This is a genomic window from Amycolatopsis sp. NBC_00355, from assembly GCF_036104975.1.
Lineage (GTDB): Bacteria > Actinomycetota > Actinomycetes > Mycobacteriales > Pseudonocardiaceae > Amycolatopsis.
Genome location: NZ_CP107982.1, coordinates 5,045,362 through 5,059,309, shown reverse-complemented (window position 1 = coordinate 5,059,309; position 13,948 = coordinate 5,045,362). Strand labels below are relative to the sequence as shown.

The following is a 13,948-nucleotide window of genomic DNA, read 5'->3' as shown; positions in this document are numbered from 1 at the left end:
CGGTGTTGTGGACCGCGTCACGCGGGCGCGGCTGCGTCCAGGCGCCGCAAGGCGTCGCGCGCCACCTTCGGGTCCATCGTGGGCCAGAACGGCGGCAGCGACGCACGGAGGAATCCGCCGTAGCGGGCGTTCGCCAGCCGCGAATCCAGCACCGCGACGACGCCGCGGTCGGTCACCGAGCGGTGCAGCCGGCCGGTGCCCTGCGCCAGCAGCAGCGCCGCGTGCGTGGCCGCCACGGTGAGGAACCCGTTGCCACCGCGGGCTTCCACCGCGCGTTGCCGCGCCGAGGACACCGGGTCGTCCGGGCGCGGGAACGGGATCCGGTCGACGACCACGAGCTGCAGCGACGGGCCCGGGACGTCCACGCCCTGCCACAGGCTGAGGGTGCCGAACAAGCAGGTCCGGACATCCTCGGAGAACTTCTGGACCAGCAGCGACGTCGCGTCGTCACCCTGGCACAGCACCGGGAAGTCCAGCCGCTCGCGCATCTCTTCGGCCGCCTGCTTGGCCGCGCGCATCGAGGAGAACAGGCCCAGCGTGCGCCCGCCCGCCGCCTCGATCAGCTCGGCCAGTTCGTCCATTGTGGACGATGCGAGGCCGTCACGCCCTGGCGGCGGAAGGTGCTTGGCCAGGTAGAGGATCCCGTTGCGCTGGTGGTCGAACGGCGAGCCGACGTCCAGCCCCGTCCACTTCGGCCCGGTGTCGGCGTCGGACGGCGCTTCCTTGTCCGTCGCGGCGCCCGGCGCCTTTTCGACGCGCGCCGCGCCCGGCGGGAGCCCCCACTGGCGCGCCATCGTGTCGAACGTGCCGCCCAGCGTCAGCGTCGCCGAGGTCAGGATCGTCGTGTGCAGGTTGAACACGCGCTCGCGCAGCAGGCCGGCGACGCCCAGCGGCGCGACCTTCAACGCCGGCGGGCGCGGGTTCGACGAGAACTTGTCGCCCGCCAGCCACACGACGTCTCGCTGGTGCGCCTGGTCTTCGTCGAACGCCTCGAGCAGCCGGACCGCGGTGTCGTGCACCTCGTCGAGCAGCGTGCGCGCCAGTTTGCGCGCGGTGGCCCCTTCGAGGTCCTCCTTGCGGTCCGAGCCCAGCGCCTTGATGCACGCGTGCGCGGCGTCGCGGACCGCGGGGATGGCGCCCCGCAACGGCTGCGGCAGCGTGTCCATCCGGCCGGCGGGCAGGTCGTCGACGATCAGGGCCAGCCCGTCACCCGCTTCGAGCAGGCGGTCGGCGACGTCGGCGTCGATCAGCTTGCCGCAGCGGCGGGCGGCGGACGCGCACATCGCGCTGGTCAGCTCGCCGGTGGCGACCGAGGTGACCCGGTCGACCAGGTCGTGCGCCTCGTCGATGATCACGACGTCGTGGTCCGGCAGGACCTGGTAGCCCTGCAACGCGTCGATGGCCAGCAACGCGTGGTTGGTGATGATGACGTCGGCGCGGCCGGCCTCGGCGCGGGCCTTCTCGGCGAAGCAGTCCGTGCCGATCGGGCAGCGGGACGCGCCGAGGCATTCCCTTGCGGTCACGGACACCTGGCGCCACGCCTGGTCCGTCACGCCCGGGACGAGCTCGTCGCGGTCGCCGGTTTCGGTGTCCGACGCCCATTCCCGCAGCCGCGTGACCTCCTTGCCGAGGCGCGACACCGCGAACGGGTCGAAGAGCTGGGCGTCCTCCGGCTCGTCCGGCGCGCCGGAGTCCAGCCGGTGCAGGCACATGTAGTTGCGGCGGCCCTTGAGGATCGCGAAGGTCGGTTCGCGGCCCAGCGGCTTCTTCAGCGCCTTCGCGAGCCGGGGGAGGTCGCGGTCGACGAGCTGGCGCTGCAGCGCGATGGTGGCCGTCGACACCACGACGGTGGCTTCCTTCTCGACGGCGTACCGGATCGCGGGGACGAGGTAGGCCAGCGACTTGCCGGTGCCGGTGCCGGCCTGCACGGCGAGGTGCTCGCCGGTGCGGATGGCGCGGCCGACGGCGTCGGCCATCTCGACCTGCCCCGGCCGCTCGGCTCCGCCCACCGACTCCACCGCGTGGGTCAGGAGTTCGAGGACGCCGGGGAAGTCAGTTCGAGCGGGCACAGCGACACATTAGCCGCCACCACCGACAGGATCGGTGCTCCGTCGCGAACGGGCCACTCGCGCCGTCGTGTAGACGGCGGAGGGCCCGCCGTCGCGACGGCGGGCCCTCCGGCGAGACGTGTCAGTCTTCGGTGCGGCGCGAGACCAGCTTCCACGTGAGCGGCAGCAGGCCGGCGGCCACGACGATCTTCAGCGCGTCGCCGATCAGGAACGGCGTGACGCCCTTGGCGAAGGCCGTCGACAGGTCGAAGCCGGTCGAGGCCATCAGCCACGGCACGCCGAACGCGTAGATCACGACGTTGCCGAGCACCATGGTGCCCACGGTGCGCAGGGGCGTCCGGTCGCCGCCGCGCCCGGCGAGCGCGCCGACGAGGGCGCCCGCGAAGACGAACCCGACGATGTAGCCGGCGCTCGCGCCGGACAGGCCCGCCGTGCCGTTCTGGAACCACGGCACACCCACGGCGCCGACGAGCAGGTAGACCAGCATCGACGCGGCGCCGCGCGACATGCCGAGCGAGGCGCCGACGAGCAGCGCGGCGAACGTCTGGCCGGTCATCGGCACCGGGCTGCCCGGCACCGGGATGATCAGCTGCGCGGCGGCGCCGGTGAGCACGGCACCGCCGGCGACCAGCGCGATGTCCCGGACGAGCGAGCCGGGCACGAGGTCGGCCAGCACGGGCCGCTTTCCGGCGATGGACAGCGAAGACACAGAACCTCCCACGGTGGACACACGCGACCGACCGAGGTTAACGCTCGTTACCCCCGGGAAAAGCCGGAAAGTCGCGTTCCTCACCGGCCACTCGTCCGGGTGGACCCGATCAGGCGGCGCGCCGCGCCTGCCGATGATCCACAGGGAGACTACGAACCGTCACGAACCGAGGAGGCCGGTGCATGCGAAACGCCAGGATGAGGACGATCCGGTTGCTGGCCGTGACGGCGCTGGCCGGGCCGCTCCTGGTCGCCGCCGCGCCGGTGACTTCCACTGGTTGGGCGTCCGCCGGCTCGCTCGACGTGCTGATCGACAACGAGCACGTCGTCACCGGTGAACTGGCGAAGTGCACGGCCGACGGACCGGCTTCGGCGCGGACGGACGGCGGCGTGACCGGCGACGTCGCGTCGTTCGGCCTCGGGGAGTCCGGTTGCGGCCGCTCGGGCGAGGTGGCCATCGCGCAGGCGTCCGGGCACCGGTTCGAGGCGTCGGTCCTCAAGCGGTACGGCGGCCCGGTGATCACCGTCCGGACGTTCTCGGCGAAGTGCGCGACGAGCGCCACCGGCAGCGGCGGCGAGGTGTCGATCGGCGCCGTCACCGGGATCACCGTGCCCGCCGAGATCCCGCCGAACGACCGGATCGTCATCCCCGGCGGCCCGGCGGGCACCGCGCTGGCCACGGTGATCCTCAACGAGACGGTGACGCCCCAGCCGCCGGACGGCAGCCTGGTCACGCACGCGCTGCACATCGTGCTGTTCCCGCAGGGCGGCCCGGCGAGCGGCGACGTCTACCTCGGCACGGCCGCCTGCGACCCGTACGGCAAGAAGAAGGCGTCACTTTCATAGGGAAAGATGCGGATTCGGGGGCCCCGGACGCATCTTTCCCTACGAAAGTGACGTGTCAGGCGGTGGCGAAGCGGGCGGCGGCGGCGACGAATTCGCCCGCTCGGGTCGCCAGGTCCGGGAGGCTGCCCGCGGACGTCAGGGCGTCGCCCAGCAAGGGTGTCGCCGCCGCCACCGCGATCGCGCCCGAACGCAGGTAGCTCTCGACGTCGGCCAGGTGGACGCCGCCGGTCGGGACGAGCGGGACGTCCGGCAGCGGGGCGCGGACCGCGCGCAGGTAGGCGACGCCGCCCACGGCCGCGATCGGGAAGACCTTCACCGCGGCCGCGCCGAGGCGCCAGGCCTGGTCGATCTCCGTCGGCGTCAGCGCGCCGCAGACCACCGGGACGTCGAGGGCCGCGGCGCGATCGAGCACCGCGGCATTGACCGTCGGCGTGATCAGGTAGCGGGCGCCGGCGTCGACCGCGATGTCCACATCGGACGCCTCGCGGACGCTGCCGGCGCCGATCAGCGCGTCTTCGCCCAGCGCCAGGCGCAGGGCGGTGATCGCCGCGGGCGCGCCCGGCGTCGTCAAAGTGGCTTCGAGCAGGCGGATCCCCGCCGCGTGCAGGACCATCGCCGCGTCGGCGAAGCGCGACGCGTCGTTGGCCCGCAGGATCGCGACGAGCCGGTGTTCCGCCAGGGCGGCCTGCAGGTCCTTCATCCGACGTGCGCCTCGCCGGTGTGCGTGACGCCGGCCTCGGCGAAGTCCCGCAGCGCGGCGTCCACCGAAGCCTGGGCGATGCCCGCCGTGTGGTCGAGCAGCACGCGGACGCCGAACCCGGCCCGGGCCGCGTCCAGCGCCGTCGCGCGCACGCAGTAGTCGGTGGCGATTCCGACGACGTCGACGTCGGTCACGTCGTGTTCGCGCAGCCAGGTCTCCAGGGACTTCCCGTCCCCGGAGGCGCCTTCGAAGCCGGAGTACGCCGCGCTGTACTCGCCCTTCGAGAACACCGCCCCGATCGGGACGACGTCGAGGGCGGGGTGGAACGACGCGCCCGGGGTGCCGGCCACGCAGTGCGGCGGCCAGCTCGCGACGAAGTCGGGCGTCTCGCTGAAGTGGTCACCCGGGTCGACGTGGTAGTCGCGGGTGGCCACGACGTGCGAGTAGCCGCCGGTCGCGGACAGCGCCGAGATCGTCGCCGCGGCCGCCGCGCCGCCGGCGACCGCCAGCGAGCCGCCTTCGCAGAAGTCGTTCTGCACGTCCACCACGATCAGCGCGGTTCCCATGGGGCGGCCTCCGTTCAGAGGAAGAGCGTCGGGATGGCGGGCTCGCCGTGCGAGAGCTTCAGGCCCTCCCACGGCAGGCTGACCAGGCCGCGGCGCAACCGCTGCCTGGCGTCGTCGAGCGTAGGCAGATCCGGCTCGACGCGGCCAGCACGGATCAGCGGCAGCTGCAGCGGCCGGTCGTTCGGCTCCGGCTCGGGCGCCCGCCCCGATACCGTCCAGACGACCTCTTCGACGGCCGTGCCGGTGCCGCGGTGGCGCCGCAGCGCGGACTTGCGCCCGCCGCGGGACTCCTTGTGCGCGCTGCGCTTGGCGACCGGCTTGCCGTCCACTTCGACCAGCTTGTAGACCATGCCCGCGGTCGGCGCGCCGGACCCGGTGACGACCGAGGTGCCGACGCCGTACGCGTCCACCGGCTCGGCGCGCAGCGCGGCGATGGCGTGCTCGTCCAGGTCGCCGGAGACGACGATCCGGGTGTCCTTCGCGCCGAGGGAGTCCAGCTGCTCGCGGGCGCGGCGGGCGAGCGGGCCGACGTCGCCGGAGTCGATCCGGATCGCGCCGAGCTCCGGGCCGGCGACACGCACCGCGGCCTCGATGCCGGCGGTGATGTCGTAGGTGTCGACCAGCAGCGTGGTGTCCGCGCCCATCTTGTCGACCTGCGAGCGGAAGGCCTCTTCCTCGCTGTCGTGCAGCAGCGTGAAGGCGTGCGCGACGGTGCCGCGGGTCGGGATGCCGTAGCGGCGGCCCGCCTCGAGGTTGGACGTCGTCGCGAAGCCGGCCAGGTAGGAGGCGCGCGCGGCGGCGACGGCGGCCCACTCGTGCGTGCGGCGCCCGCCCATCTCGATGATCGGGCGGCCGTGCGCGGCGGCCGACATCCGGGCCGCGGCGGAGGCGATCGCGCTGTCGTGGTTGAGGATCGAGAGCACCAGCGTCTCGAGCAGGACGCACTCGGCGAACGAGCCGGTGACCGTCAGGATCGGCGAGCCGGGGAAGTACAGCTCGCCCTCGGCGTAGCCGTCGATGTCACCGGCGAACTCGTAGTCCGCGAGCCAGGCCAGCGTCGCGTCGTCGACCACCGCGGTGGCCTCCAGCTGCGCCAGCTCGGCGTCGGTGAAGCGGAAGTCCGCGATCGCGTCGAGCACCCGGGCGGTGCCCGCGACGACGCCGTAGCGGCGCCCGGCCGGCAACCGCCGGGCGAACGCCTCGAACACGCAGGGGCGCGCCGCCGTACCGTCGGCGAGCGCGCTGCCCAGCATGGTCAGCTCGTAGTGGTCGGTGAGCAGCGCTGTGCTGGTCGTGGCCGGCTCCGGTGAACCCATGGGGTCAGCCTATTCACCCACATGGCCGGACCTGGCGCGGCGTACCCTCGCGCCCCCGTGACACCATGGGGTGCATGTCCACGCCTGTCGCATCCGAGCAGACGCAGGTCGAGCCGGCCGGTGCCGAGGTCGCCGAGTCGGACACACCGTGGCGGACCGTGGTGTGGAACGACCCCGTCAACCTGATGTCGTACGTGACGTACGTCTTCCAGAAGCTGTTCGGGTACAGCCGCGACCACGCCACCAAGCTGATGCTGGACGTGCATCACAAGGGCAAGGCGATCGTGTCGTCGGGCAGCAAGGAAAAGGTGGAGGTGGACGTGGCGAAACTCCACGCGGCGGGCCTGTGGGCCACGATGGAGCAGCCGTCGTGAACGGCTGGCGGCGCAAGGGCGCGGTCATCCACGCCGGGTTCGAGCAGCAGGAAGCGGCCGTGCTGCGCGGCCTGGTCAGCCAGCTCGAGGACATGCTCACCGCGCGCGCCGAGGAGGCGCCGCAGGACGAGCTCGCCGAGCTGACCGGCATCCGGACCGGCCCGACCGAGTCGCCGGACGACCCGGTGCTCTCGCGGCTGCTGCCCGACTTCCACCGGCTCGACCCGGACAACCCGACCCGCGAGGACCTCGACTCGGCCGCGGCGATGCGCTCGCTGCACGAGCCGGAGCTGCTCGACATCAAGGTCGGCGTGGCCAAGATCGTGCTCGACACGCTGCCGCGCGACGGCGGCAACGTCCGGCTGACCGAGGAGCAGGCCGACGCCTGGCTGGGCGCGCTCAACGACGTCCGGCTGGCGCTGGGCACCGCGCTCGACGTCACCGAGGACATGCCCGACGAGCTGCCCGAGGACGACCCGCGGGCGCCGCACCTGGGCGTCTACCACTGGCTGACCTGGGTGCAGGAGACGCTGATCCAGGCCCTGGCCGGATGATCACCGACGTCCCCGGCGTGCTGGTCGGGCACCACGAGCGGCTCGGGGACGGCTGGGCCACCGGGACGACGGTGGTGCTCGTGCCCGACGGCGCGGTCGGCGCCGTGGACCAGCGCGGCGGCGCGCCCGGGACCCGCGAGACGAACCTGCTGGAGCCGGAGAACCTGGTCCAGCGCGTCAACGCCGTCTGCCTCTCGGGCGGGTCGGCGTACGGGCTGGCCGCGGCCGACGGCGTCATGCGCTGGCTCGCGGAACGGAACCTGGGCTTCCCGGTCGGGATGCGGCCGCACGAGGTCGTGCCGATCGTGCCCGCGGCCGTGCTGTTCGACCTGCCGCGCGGCGAGTGGGGCAACCGGCCGGACGCGTCCTTCGGTTACGCGGCCTGCGAGGCGGCTTCGGAGTCGTTCGCGCTGGGGACGGCCGGGGCGGGTGCGGGGGCGGCCGTCGGGTCGCTCAAGGGCGGCATCGGCTCGGCCAGCGAGGTCGTCGGCGAGTACACGGTCGGGGCGCTGGCGGCGGTCAACGCGGCGGGCGAGGCCGTCGACCTCGCGACGGGCCGGGCGTACGCGGCCGACCACGGCGACTTCGGCGTGACCTGGCCTTCGCGGCCCGCCGACCTGCCGCCGAAGCGGACCGACCTGAACACGACGATCGGCGTCGTCGCGGTCGACGCGGCGCTGTCGAAGGCCGAGGCCCGGCGGCTCGCGGTGGCGGCCCAGGACGGCTTGGCGCGCGCGGTCCGCCCGGCGCACACGATGTTCGACGGCGACACGGTGTTCGCGCTGGCCACGGGCGCGCGGGAGCTGCCGGAGGCGAGCGGCCCGTTCGGCGCGGCGGCGCGCCCGGCGGCGTTGGACGCGCTCTGTTCGGCGGCGGCCCGGGTGTTCGCGCGGGCGATGGTGCACGGCCTGCTGGCCGCGACCACGGCCGGCGGCGTCCCGGCCTACCGCGAGGTCTGGCCGGAGGCGTTCGGCTAGAGGTGCGGGTCCTCGGGCAGCCCTTCACGGCTCACGTCGAGGTCGGGGGCGCGGACCAGGCCACCGGTGAGCGGTAGATCTCAGAGTCTGGACAGCTTGTGTCCACGACCTAAGATGGCGGTGTGCTCCGGATCCGCCGTGAACTCGTCGACGAGATCGTCGCCCACGCCCGCCGTGACCATCCCGACGAGGCGTGCGGGGTGATCGCCGGGGCGGAGGGTTCCGATGTGCCCGAGCGGTTCATCCCGATGCTCAACGCGGCGCGGTCCCCGACGTTCTACGAGTTCGACTCGGGTGACCTGCTGAAGCTCTACCGCGAGATGGCCGCCAACGACGAGGAGCCGGTGGTGATCTACCACTCGCACACCGCGACCGAGGCGTACCCGTCGCGGACCGACGCGTCGATCGCGGCCGAGCCCGGCGCGCACTACGTGCTCGTCTCGACCCGGGACCCCGAAGTGCACGAGTTCCGGTCGTACCGGATCGTGGACGCCGAGATCACCGAGGAGCCGGTCGAGATCGTCGGCTGAGCCCGCCCAGAAGACCAGCTCGGAACAAACCGCGCGCCGCAGGCGTCTGCGTGTAGGAACTCACCGGAGGTAAGAACCCATGGCCGTGACCGTCTCCATCCCGACGATCCTGCGCACCCACACCGGCGGCGAGAAGTCCGTCGAGGCGAAGGGCGCGACCGTCCTGCAGGTCATCGACGACGTCGAGTCCCGGCACGCCGGTCTCAAGGCGCGCCTGGTGAAGGAGGAGAAGCTGCACCGCTTCATCAACGTCTACGTGAACGACGAGGACGTGCGCTTCGCCGGCGGGCTCGAGGCCGAGGTCAAGGACGGCGACACCCTGACCATCCTCCCCGCCGTGGCCGGTGGCTGATCGATGGCTCGCTTCGAGTCCCTGCTCGACGCGCTCGGTGGCACCCCGCTGGTCGGGCTGCCCCGGCTCTCGCCGACGCACGACGTGCGCCTGTGGGCGAAGCTGGAGGACCGCAACCCGACCGGCTCGATCAAGGACCGCCCCGCGCTGGCCATGATCGAAGCCGCCGAGCGTGAAGGCAAGCTGCGGCGCGGCTCCACGATCCTGGAGCCGACGTCGGGCAACACCGGCATCTCGCTGGCCATGGCCGCCAAGCTCAAGGGTTACGGGCTGGTCTGCGTGATGCCGGAGAACACCTCGACCGAGCGCAAGCAGCTGCTGCAGGCCTACGGCGCGCGGATCGTGTTCTCGCCGGCCGCGGGCGGCTCGAACGAGGCCGTCCGGCGGGCGAAGGAACTGTCCGCGGCGAACCCCGAGTGGGTGATGCTGTACCAGTACGGCAACCCGGCCAACGCGGACGCGCACTACCGCGGCACCGGGCCCGAGCTGCTCAAGGACCTGCCGACGCTGACGCACTTCGTCGGCGGCCTCGGCACGACCGGCACGCTGGTCGGCTGCGGCCGGTACCTGCACGAGGCGAAGCCGGACGTCCAGATCATCGCGGCCGAACCGCGTTACGGCGAGCTGGTGTACGGCCTGCGCAACCTCGACGAGGGGTTCGTCCCGGAGCTGTACGACCCCAGCGTGCTCAACGGCCGGTACTCGGTCGGCGCGTACGACGCGCTGCGCCGGACGCGGGAGCTGCTGGAGCACGAAGGCATCTTCGCGGGCATTTCGACGGGCGCGGTGCTGCACGCGGCGCTGGCCGTCGCCGAGAAGGCCGTGGCCGCCGGCAAGCCCGCCGACGTGGCGTTCGTCGTCGCCGACGCCGGCTGGAAGTACCTGTCGACGGGGGCTTACGCGGGCTCGCTGGACGAGGCCGCCGAGCGGCTCGACGGGCAGCTCTGGGCCTGAGTCACTCGGTCTTCCAGAGTTCCGGGAGGGCCAGGTCTATGCCGGTTTCGGCGGCGAGGCGCTTGAACGTGGCCATTGTCGTGTCCAGGTCGTCGAACAGCTTCGGGAGCAGCTTCAACGGCTTGGACAGCGGGCGCCAGAAGGCGTCCCAGTGCACCGGGCGGACCACTCGCGGGCCGAGGGCGCCGACCGTCTCGCGCCAGTACTCCTCCCGCCACTCCTCCGTCTGCTTCCCGGCCGCTCCGGCGCCCAGGTAGACGACGTCCGCCGAGTAGCCGGACAGGGCGCCCGGGACGAAGTTCGCCGACGGGTGGACCAGGACGTCACCCTCGGGGTGCGCGACGTGGAACGAATAGCACCGGCCGGTCTTGAACGCGCTCGCCTTCGCGGGGACCCGGACCGGTTCGGTGATCTCGCCCGGGACCCGGTCGCCGTCGCTGTGCCGGGCGTCGACGGGGGTCACCGTGAACTCGCCGAACTTCACCGGCTCGCCCGGCACCAGCTCGTGGAACGGTTCGGCGGCGAGGTCGTAGCCCTCCTGGACCCGGCGCGTCGACGGCGAGCCGCACAGCGTGGCGCCGGTCCGCTGGGCGACCACCGGCGCGTCCAGGACGTGGTCCACATGGGAGTGGGCCACCAGGACGGCGTCCAGCTTCGTGACGTCCAGCCGGCGCAGGCACTCGTCGATCCGGCTCCGGGACGGCGAGACGCGGGTGGCCATCTTCAGCAGCGACGGCCGGGAGAAGAAGCCGTCGACCAGGATCGCCGACGTCCCGTCGCTGATCAGGACGTTGGACACCCCGGCGAACGTGGTGCGCACTTTCCGTTCGGGCATGCTGAACAGCATGAAGGTCATCGGGCTGCTGGGCGGGATGAGCTGGGAATCGTCCAGTGAGTACTACCGCTTGGTAAACGAACGGGTGAAAGCCGCCCTCGGGGGCTTCCACTCCGCGCGCACCGTGCTGTATTCGGTGGACTTCGCCGTGATCGAGGCGATGCAGGCCGACGGCCGCTGGGACGACGCGGGCGCGGAGCTGAACCGCGCCGCTCGCGCGCTGGAGGCGGCCGGCGCCGACTTCGTCGTGCTCTGCACCAACACCATGCACAAGGTCGCCGACCGGCTGACCGACGGCCTGGGCATCCCGCTGCTGCACCTCGCCGACGCGACGGCGGCCGCCATCCGGGCCGCCGGGATCCGCCGGGTCGGCCTGCTCGGTACCGGTTTCACCATGAGCCAGCCGTTCTACCGCGAGCGGCTCGCCGCGCACGGCCTCGACGTGCTCGTGCCCGGCGCCGAAGACCGCGACCTGGTGCACCGGGTGATCTACGACGAACTGGTGCTCGGCGTCGTGAAGCCGGAGTCGCGCGAGGCCTACCGGGGCGTGATCGCGCGGCTCGTCGAGGCCGGCGCCGAAGGCGTGATCTACGGCTGCACGGAGATCGAGCTGCTGGTGGGTCCCGAGGACAGCGCGGTGCCGGTGTTCCCGACGACCCGGCTGCACGCCGAGGCCGCCGTCGACTACGCGCTCGGCAAGGCCCCGCTGCCCGCTTGAGTCACACGGCGACCACCGGCCCGCCGCTCGTGTGCGCTTCGTGCTGGGCGACGACGGTGTGCCACAGCCGCTCGCGCTCCTCGGCTGTGAAGGCGGCCGAAGGGATCCCGAAGACGTCGCCCGCCGCCGCCCACCAGGCCTCGGGCGACTCGATGAGCTCCTTGGCGCCGTGGCGGTTCAGCGTCAGCGCCCGCAGGGTGTCGACGCCCGCCGCGTCCCGCCGCTGGATGACGCAGACGCGCACGAACCCCGACTCCGGCGCCGTCGACAGCCACGCGTGCTTCTCCGCGAAGTCGGCCATTTTCGCCGCGCCCGGGGCGAAATCGAAGCCGGCGAAGCTGCCCGACGGGTCGTGGTCGAACCGCCAGCCGCCCGGCGCCACCTCCGACGGCCGCAGCCGGTAGGTGTGCGGACCTTGCGTGTAGGTGCCTTCCCGGAGGGGGAGCGGCTCGTGGATGCCGTCACCCAGCCCGGCGTCCACCAGCCACCTCGCCGACGGGTCCTCCGGCAGGCCGGTGACGGTCAGCGCCAGGTGGTTCCGGTCCACGTTCGGCGCGTCCGCCGCGCCGCCCTGCACCCCGCCCAGGTGCCGGGTGACGTCGTAACCGAGCTCGCGCAGCAACGTCGAAAAGGCGCCGTTGAGGTGGTAGCAGTAGCCGCCGCGGCCGCGCAGGATCCGCGCCAGCGACACCGACGGCTCCAGCGGGGTCGGCCGGCCGAGGGAGATCTCCAGCGCCTCGTACGGCACGCGCTCGACGTGCGCCGCGTGCAGCCGACCCAGCGCGGCCAGGCTCGGCGGCTCGGCGTCGAGGCCGAGCCGCTCCAGGTATCCGGTGACATCCATGATCCGGACGCTAGCGGCGGGCACCGACAAAAACCGGCGATCCGGCCGCACCGGCGATCATCGCGGGCGGCGGGAAACCCCCGGATCAGGGATTTCACCCGAGGCGGACCTGCCGCGCCCTGACGTAGCGTCGAGGACGTGAGCACCTTGCCTGTGACCCCGGACCCGGCTTCCGACACCGCGACCGACGCCCGCAAGCGCGTGCTGCCGCCGAAACCGAAGGCGGCCGCGCTCGTCGCGTTGTCCTTCACCCTGCTGCTCTACCTGGTCGAGCTGGCCGACGTGATCCTGCCCGGCGACCTGGACCAGGGCGGCATCCACTCGCGCGAGCTGTCCGGCCTGGACGGCGTGCTGTTCGCGCCGGTGCTGCACGCCGGCTGGTCGCACCTGTTCGCCAACACCGTGCCGGTGCTGCTGTTCTCCTTCCTCGCGATGGCCGCCGGGATCGGCCGGTTCGCGCTGTTCACGGGCATCATCTGGCTCGTGTCCGGGCTCGGCGTCTGGCTGATCGGGCCGGCCAACACGGTCACGGTCGGGGCGTCCGGGCTGGCCTTCGGCTGGCTCGCCTACCTGCTGGTCCGCGGCATCTTCAACCGCGCGGCCGGGCAGATCCTGGTCGCCGTCGTGCTGCTGGGCATCTGGAGCGGGATGCTGCTCGGCCTGCTGCCGGGCAACACCGGTGTCTCCTGGCAGGGGCACGTCTTCGGCGCGCTGGCCGGCGTCCTGGCGGCGTGGCTGACCGGCCGCACCGGGAAGTCCCGCAAACCCGCTCCCGCGGTCACGGGTAACCTCGAGGCGTGACCCTGCCGCTCGCTGATGCCCCGATCGGTGTGTTCGATTCCGGCGTCGGCGGGTTGACGGTCGCGAGGGCGATCCTCGAGCAGCTGCCCGCCGAACAGCTCCGCTACGTCGGCGACACGGCGCACAACCCGTACGGCCCGCTCCCGATCGCCACCGCCCGCAGCTACGCGCTCGCGGCGCTCGACGAGATCGTCGAGAGCGGCGTGAAGGCCTTGGTGATCGCCTGCAACACGGCGTCCGCCGCCTGCCTGCGCGACGCCCGCGAGCGCTACGACGTCCCGGTAATCGAGGTCGTCCTGCCCGCCGCGCGTCGCGCCGTCATCGCGACGCACACCGGGCGGGTCGGCGTGATCGGCACCGAAGGCACCGTTCGGTCGCGGGCCTACGAAGACGCCTTCGCCGCGGCGCCGGGCATCACGCTCACCAGCGTCGCCTGCCCGCGGTTCGTGGACTTCGTCGAGCGCGGCATCACCTCCGGGCGGCAGGTGCTCGGGCTGGCCCAGGGGTACCTGGAGCCGTTGCTGGACGCCGAGGTCGACACGCTCGTGCTCGGCTGCACGCACTACCCGCTGCTGCAGGGCGTGCTGCAGATCGTGATGGGCCAGGAGGTCACGCTCGTTTCGAGCGCCGACGAGACCGCGAAGGACCTCGTCCGCGTGCTCACCGAGCGGGACCTGCTGACGACCAGGGAGACCGCGCCGCGGCACGAGTTCCTGGCCACCGGCTCGGCCGAGCCGTTCACCCGCCTCGCCCAGCGCTTCATGGGTTTTGCCCCGGGTGTCCTCGCTCCCACCACCGCGTGAT

Annotated in this window: 17 protein-coding genes; 10 read left to right on the top strand and 7 right to left on the bottom strand. The window is 72.7% G+C overall.

The features are described from left to right. Positions 1 to 17 precede the first annotated feature (17 nt). Both OHS18_RS22395 and OHS18_RS22390 read right to left on the bottom strand, forming a co-directional pair. A complete protein-coding gene (locus OHS18_RS22395) occupies positions 18 to 2,069 on the bottom strand; it encodes an ATP-dependent DNA helicase (RefSeq protein WP_328449635.1) in 2,052 nt (683 codons plus the stop codon). A gap of 121 nt (positions 2,070 to 2,190) precedes the next feature. Next, the gene (locus tag OHS18_RS22390; RefSeq protein WP_328449637.1) at positions 2,191 to 2,778 is read right to left on the bottom strand and encodes a biotin transporter BioY; all 588 of its coding nucleotides are present in this window, start codon (positions 2,776 to 2,778) and stop codon (positions 2,191 to 2,193) included. Between the two features lie 212 nt (positions 2,779 to 2,990). On the opposite strand from OHS18_RS22390, the gene OHS18_RS22385 reads away from it, so the two are divergent. Then, positions 2,991 to 3,623 (top strand): choice-of-anchor P family protein, encoded by a 633-nt coding sequence (locus OHS18_RS22385; protein ID WP_328618559.1) that lies wholly within the window; start codon positions 2,991 to 2,993, stop codon positions 3,621 to 3,623. A gap of 55 nt (positions 3,624 to 3,678) precedes the next feature. Here OHS18_RS22385 and OHS18_RS22380 read toward each other — a convergent pair whose 3' ends face one another. From OHS18_RS22380 to OHS18_RS22370, 3 genes are read right to left on the bottom strand one after another with little or no spacing between them, the layout of a single operon-like run. Next, positions 3,679 to 4,323: a bifunctional 4-hydroxy-2-oxoglutarate aldolase/2-dehydro-3-deoxy-phosphogluconate aldolase gene (locus OHS18_RS22380; RefSeq protein WP_328618385.1), complete on the bottom strand. Its 645-nt coding sequence runs from the start codon at positions 4,321 to 4,323 to the stop codon at positions 3,679 to 3,681. Then, positions 4,320 to 4,889 carry an isochorismatase family protein gene (locus tag OHS18_RS22375; RefSeq protein ID WP_328618384.1) on the bottom strand — a complete coding sequence of 190 codons (570 nt, stop codon included), beginning with the start codon at positions 4,887 to 4,889 and terminating at the stop codon, positions 4,320 to 4,322. The genes OHS18_RS22380 and OHS18_RS22375 overlap by 4 nt, the downstream gene beginning before the upstream one ends. A gap of 14 nt (positions 4,890 to 4,903) precedes the next feature. Beyond that, positions 4,904 to 6,205 (bottom strand): nicotinate phosphoribosyltransferase, encoded by a 1,302-nt coding sequence (locus tag OHS18_RS22370; protein WP_328449643.1) that lies wholly within the window; start codon positions 6,203 to 6,205, stop codon positions 4,904 to 4,906. Positions 6,206 to 6,279: 74 nt separating this feature from the next. Here OHS18_RS22370 and clpS point away from each other — a divergent pair, with 74 nt between their 5' ends. The 6 genes from clpS to OHS18_RS22340 all read left to right on the top strand — a co-directional run bounded on the left by clpS (position 6,280) and on the right by OHS18_RS22340 (position 9,946). After that, positions 6,280 to 6,579, top strand: coding sequence for an ATP-dependent Clp protease adapter ClpS (gene clpS, locus OHS18_RS22365; RefSeq protein WP_103348337.1), 300 nt, complete (start codon positions 6,280 to 6,282; stop codon positions 6,577 to 6,579). Further along, the gene (locus OHS18_RS22360) at positions 6,576 to 7,133 is read left to right on the top strand and encodes a DUF2017 domain-containing protein (RefSeq protein WP_247057007.1); all 558 of its coding nucleotides are present in this window, start codon (positions 6,576 to 6,578) and stop codon (positions 7,131 to 7,133) included. The genes clpS and OHS18_RS22360 overlap by 4 nt, the downstream gene beginning before the upstream one ends. After that, positions 7,130 to 8,110, top strand: a complete 981-nt coding sequence (locus OHS18_RS22355) for a P1 family peptidase (RefSeq protein ID WP_328618383.1) — start codon at positions 7,130 to 7,132, stop codon at positions 8,108 to 8,110. Before OHS18_RS22360 ends, OHS18_RS22355 begins: the two co-directional genes overlap by 4 nt. Before the next feature lie 122 nt (positions 8,111 to 8,232). After that, positions 8,233 to 8,640, top strand: a complete 408-nt coding sequence (locus OHS18_RS22350) for a M67 family metallopeptidase (protein ID WP_328449649.1) — start codon at positions 8,233 to 8,235, stop codon at positions 8,638 to 8,640. Positions 8,641 to 8,719: 79 nt separating this feature from the next. Continuing rightward, on the top strand, positions 8,720 to 8,992 hold the full coding sequence (locus tag OHS18_RS22345) for a MoaD/ThiS family protein (protein WP_247056999.1): 273 nt from the start codon (positions 8,720 to 8,722) through the stop codon (positions 8,990 to 8,992). Positions 8,993 to 8,995: 3 nt separating this feature from the next. Further along, positions 8,996 to 9,946, top strand: coding sequence for a PLP-dependent cysteine synthase family protein (locus OHS18_RS22340; RefSeq protein ID WP_328449651.1), 951 nt, complete (start codon positions 8,996 to 8,998; stop codon positions 9,944 to 9,946). A gap of 1 nt (position 9,947) precedes the next feature. On the opposite strand, the gene OHS18_RS22335 is transcribed toward OHS18_RS22340, so the two are convergent. Beyond that, the gene (locus tag OHS18_RS22335; RefSeq protein WP_328618382.1) at positions 9,948 to 10,781 is read right to left on the bottom strand and encodes an MBL fold metallo-hydrolase; all 834 of its coding nucleotides are present in this window, start codon (positions 10,779 to 10,781) and stop codon (positions 9,948 to 9,950) included. A 10-nt stretch (positions 10,782 to 10,791) separates the two neighbouring features. Between OHS18_RS22335 and OHS18_RS22330 the strand changes: the two genes are divergently transcribed. Further along, the gene (locus OHS18_RS22330) at positions 10,792 to 11,499 is read left to right on the top strand and encodes an aspartate/glutamate racemase family protein (RefSeq protein WP_328618558.1); all 708 of its coding nucleotides are present in this window, start codon (positions 10,792 to 10,794) and stop codon (positions 11,497 to 11,499) included. Position 11,500: 1 nt separating this feature from the next. Here OHS18_RS22330 and OHS18_RS22325 read toward each other — a convergent pair whose 3' ends face one another. Further along, positions 11,501 to 12,343 carry an arylamine N-acetyltransferase family protein gene (locus OHS18_RS22325; RefSeq protein ID WP_328618381.1) on the bottom strand — a complete coding sequence of 281 codons (843 nt, stop codon included), beginning with the start codon at positions 12,341 to 12,343 and terminating at the stop codon, positions 11,501 to 11,503. Between the two features lie 147 nt (positions 12,344 to 12,490). Here OHS18_RS22325 and OHS18_RS22320 point away from each other — a divergent pair, with 147 nt between their 5' ends. Both OHS18_RS22320 and murI read left to right on the top strand, forming a co-directional pair. Further along, positions 12,491 to 13,144: a rhomboid family intramembrane serine protease gene (locus tag OHS18_RS22320; protein WP_328618557.1), complete on the top strand. Its 654-nt coding sequence runs from the start codon at positions 12,491 to 12,493 to the stop codon at positions 13,142 to 13,144. Continuing rightward, complete coding sequence (gene murI / locus OHS18_RS22315) at positions 13,141 to 13,947, top strand: glutamate racemase (RefSeq protein ID WP_247056991.1); 807 nt, start codon at positions 13,141 to 13,143, stop codon at positions 13,945 to 13,947. Before OHS18_RS22320 ends, murI begins: the two co-directional genes overlap by 4 nt. Position 13,948: the final 1 nt, after the last annotated feature.

What these genes read in the sequence shown, in the direction of transcription:
- OHS18_RS22380 (WP_328618385.1), bottom strand. Translation starts at nt 4,323, where the DNA reads ATGAAGGACCTGCAGGCCGCCCTGGCGGAACACCGGCTCGTCGCGATC.
- OHS18_RS22375 (WP_328618384.1), bottom strand. Translation starts at nt 4,889, where the DNA reads ATGGGAACCGCGCTGATCGTGGTGGACGTGCAGAACGACTTCTGCGAA.
- OHS18_RS22370 (WP_328449643.1), bottom strand. Translation starts at nt 6,205, where the DNA reads ATGGGTTCACCGGAGCCGGCCACGACCAGCACAGCGCTGCTCACCGAC.
- clpS (WP_103348337.1), top strand. Translation starts at nt 6,280, where the DNA reads ATGTCCACGCCTGTCGCATCCGAGCAGACGCAGGTCGAGCCGGCCGGT.
- OHS18_RS22355 (WP_328618383.1), top strand. Translation starts at nt 7,130, where the DNA reads ATGATCACCGACGTCCCCGGCGTGCTGGTCGGGCACCACGAGCGGCTC.
- OHS18_RS22345 (WP_247056999.1), top strand. Translation starts at nt 8,720, where the DNA reads ATGGCCGTGACCGTCTCCATCCCGACGATCCTGCGCACCCACACCGGC.
- OHS18_RS22340 (WP_328449651.1), top strand. Translation starts at nt 8,996, where the DNA reads ATGGCTCGCTTCGAGTCCCTGCTCGACGCGCTCGGTGGCACCCCGCTG.
- OHS18_RS22335 (WP_328618382.1), bottom strand. Translation starts at nt 10,781, where the DNA reads ATGCCCGAACGGAAAGTGCGCACCACGTTCGCCGGGGTGTCCAACGTC.
- OHS18_RS22330 (WP_328618558.1), top strand. Translation starts at nt 10,792, where the DNA reads ATGAAGGTCATCGGGCTGCTGGGCGGGATGAGCTGGGAATCGTCCAGT.
- OHS18_RS22325 (WP_328618381.1), bottom strand. Translation starts at nt 12,343, where the DNA reads ATGGATGTCACCGGATACCTGGAGCGGCTCGGCCTCGACGCCGAGCCG.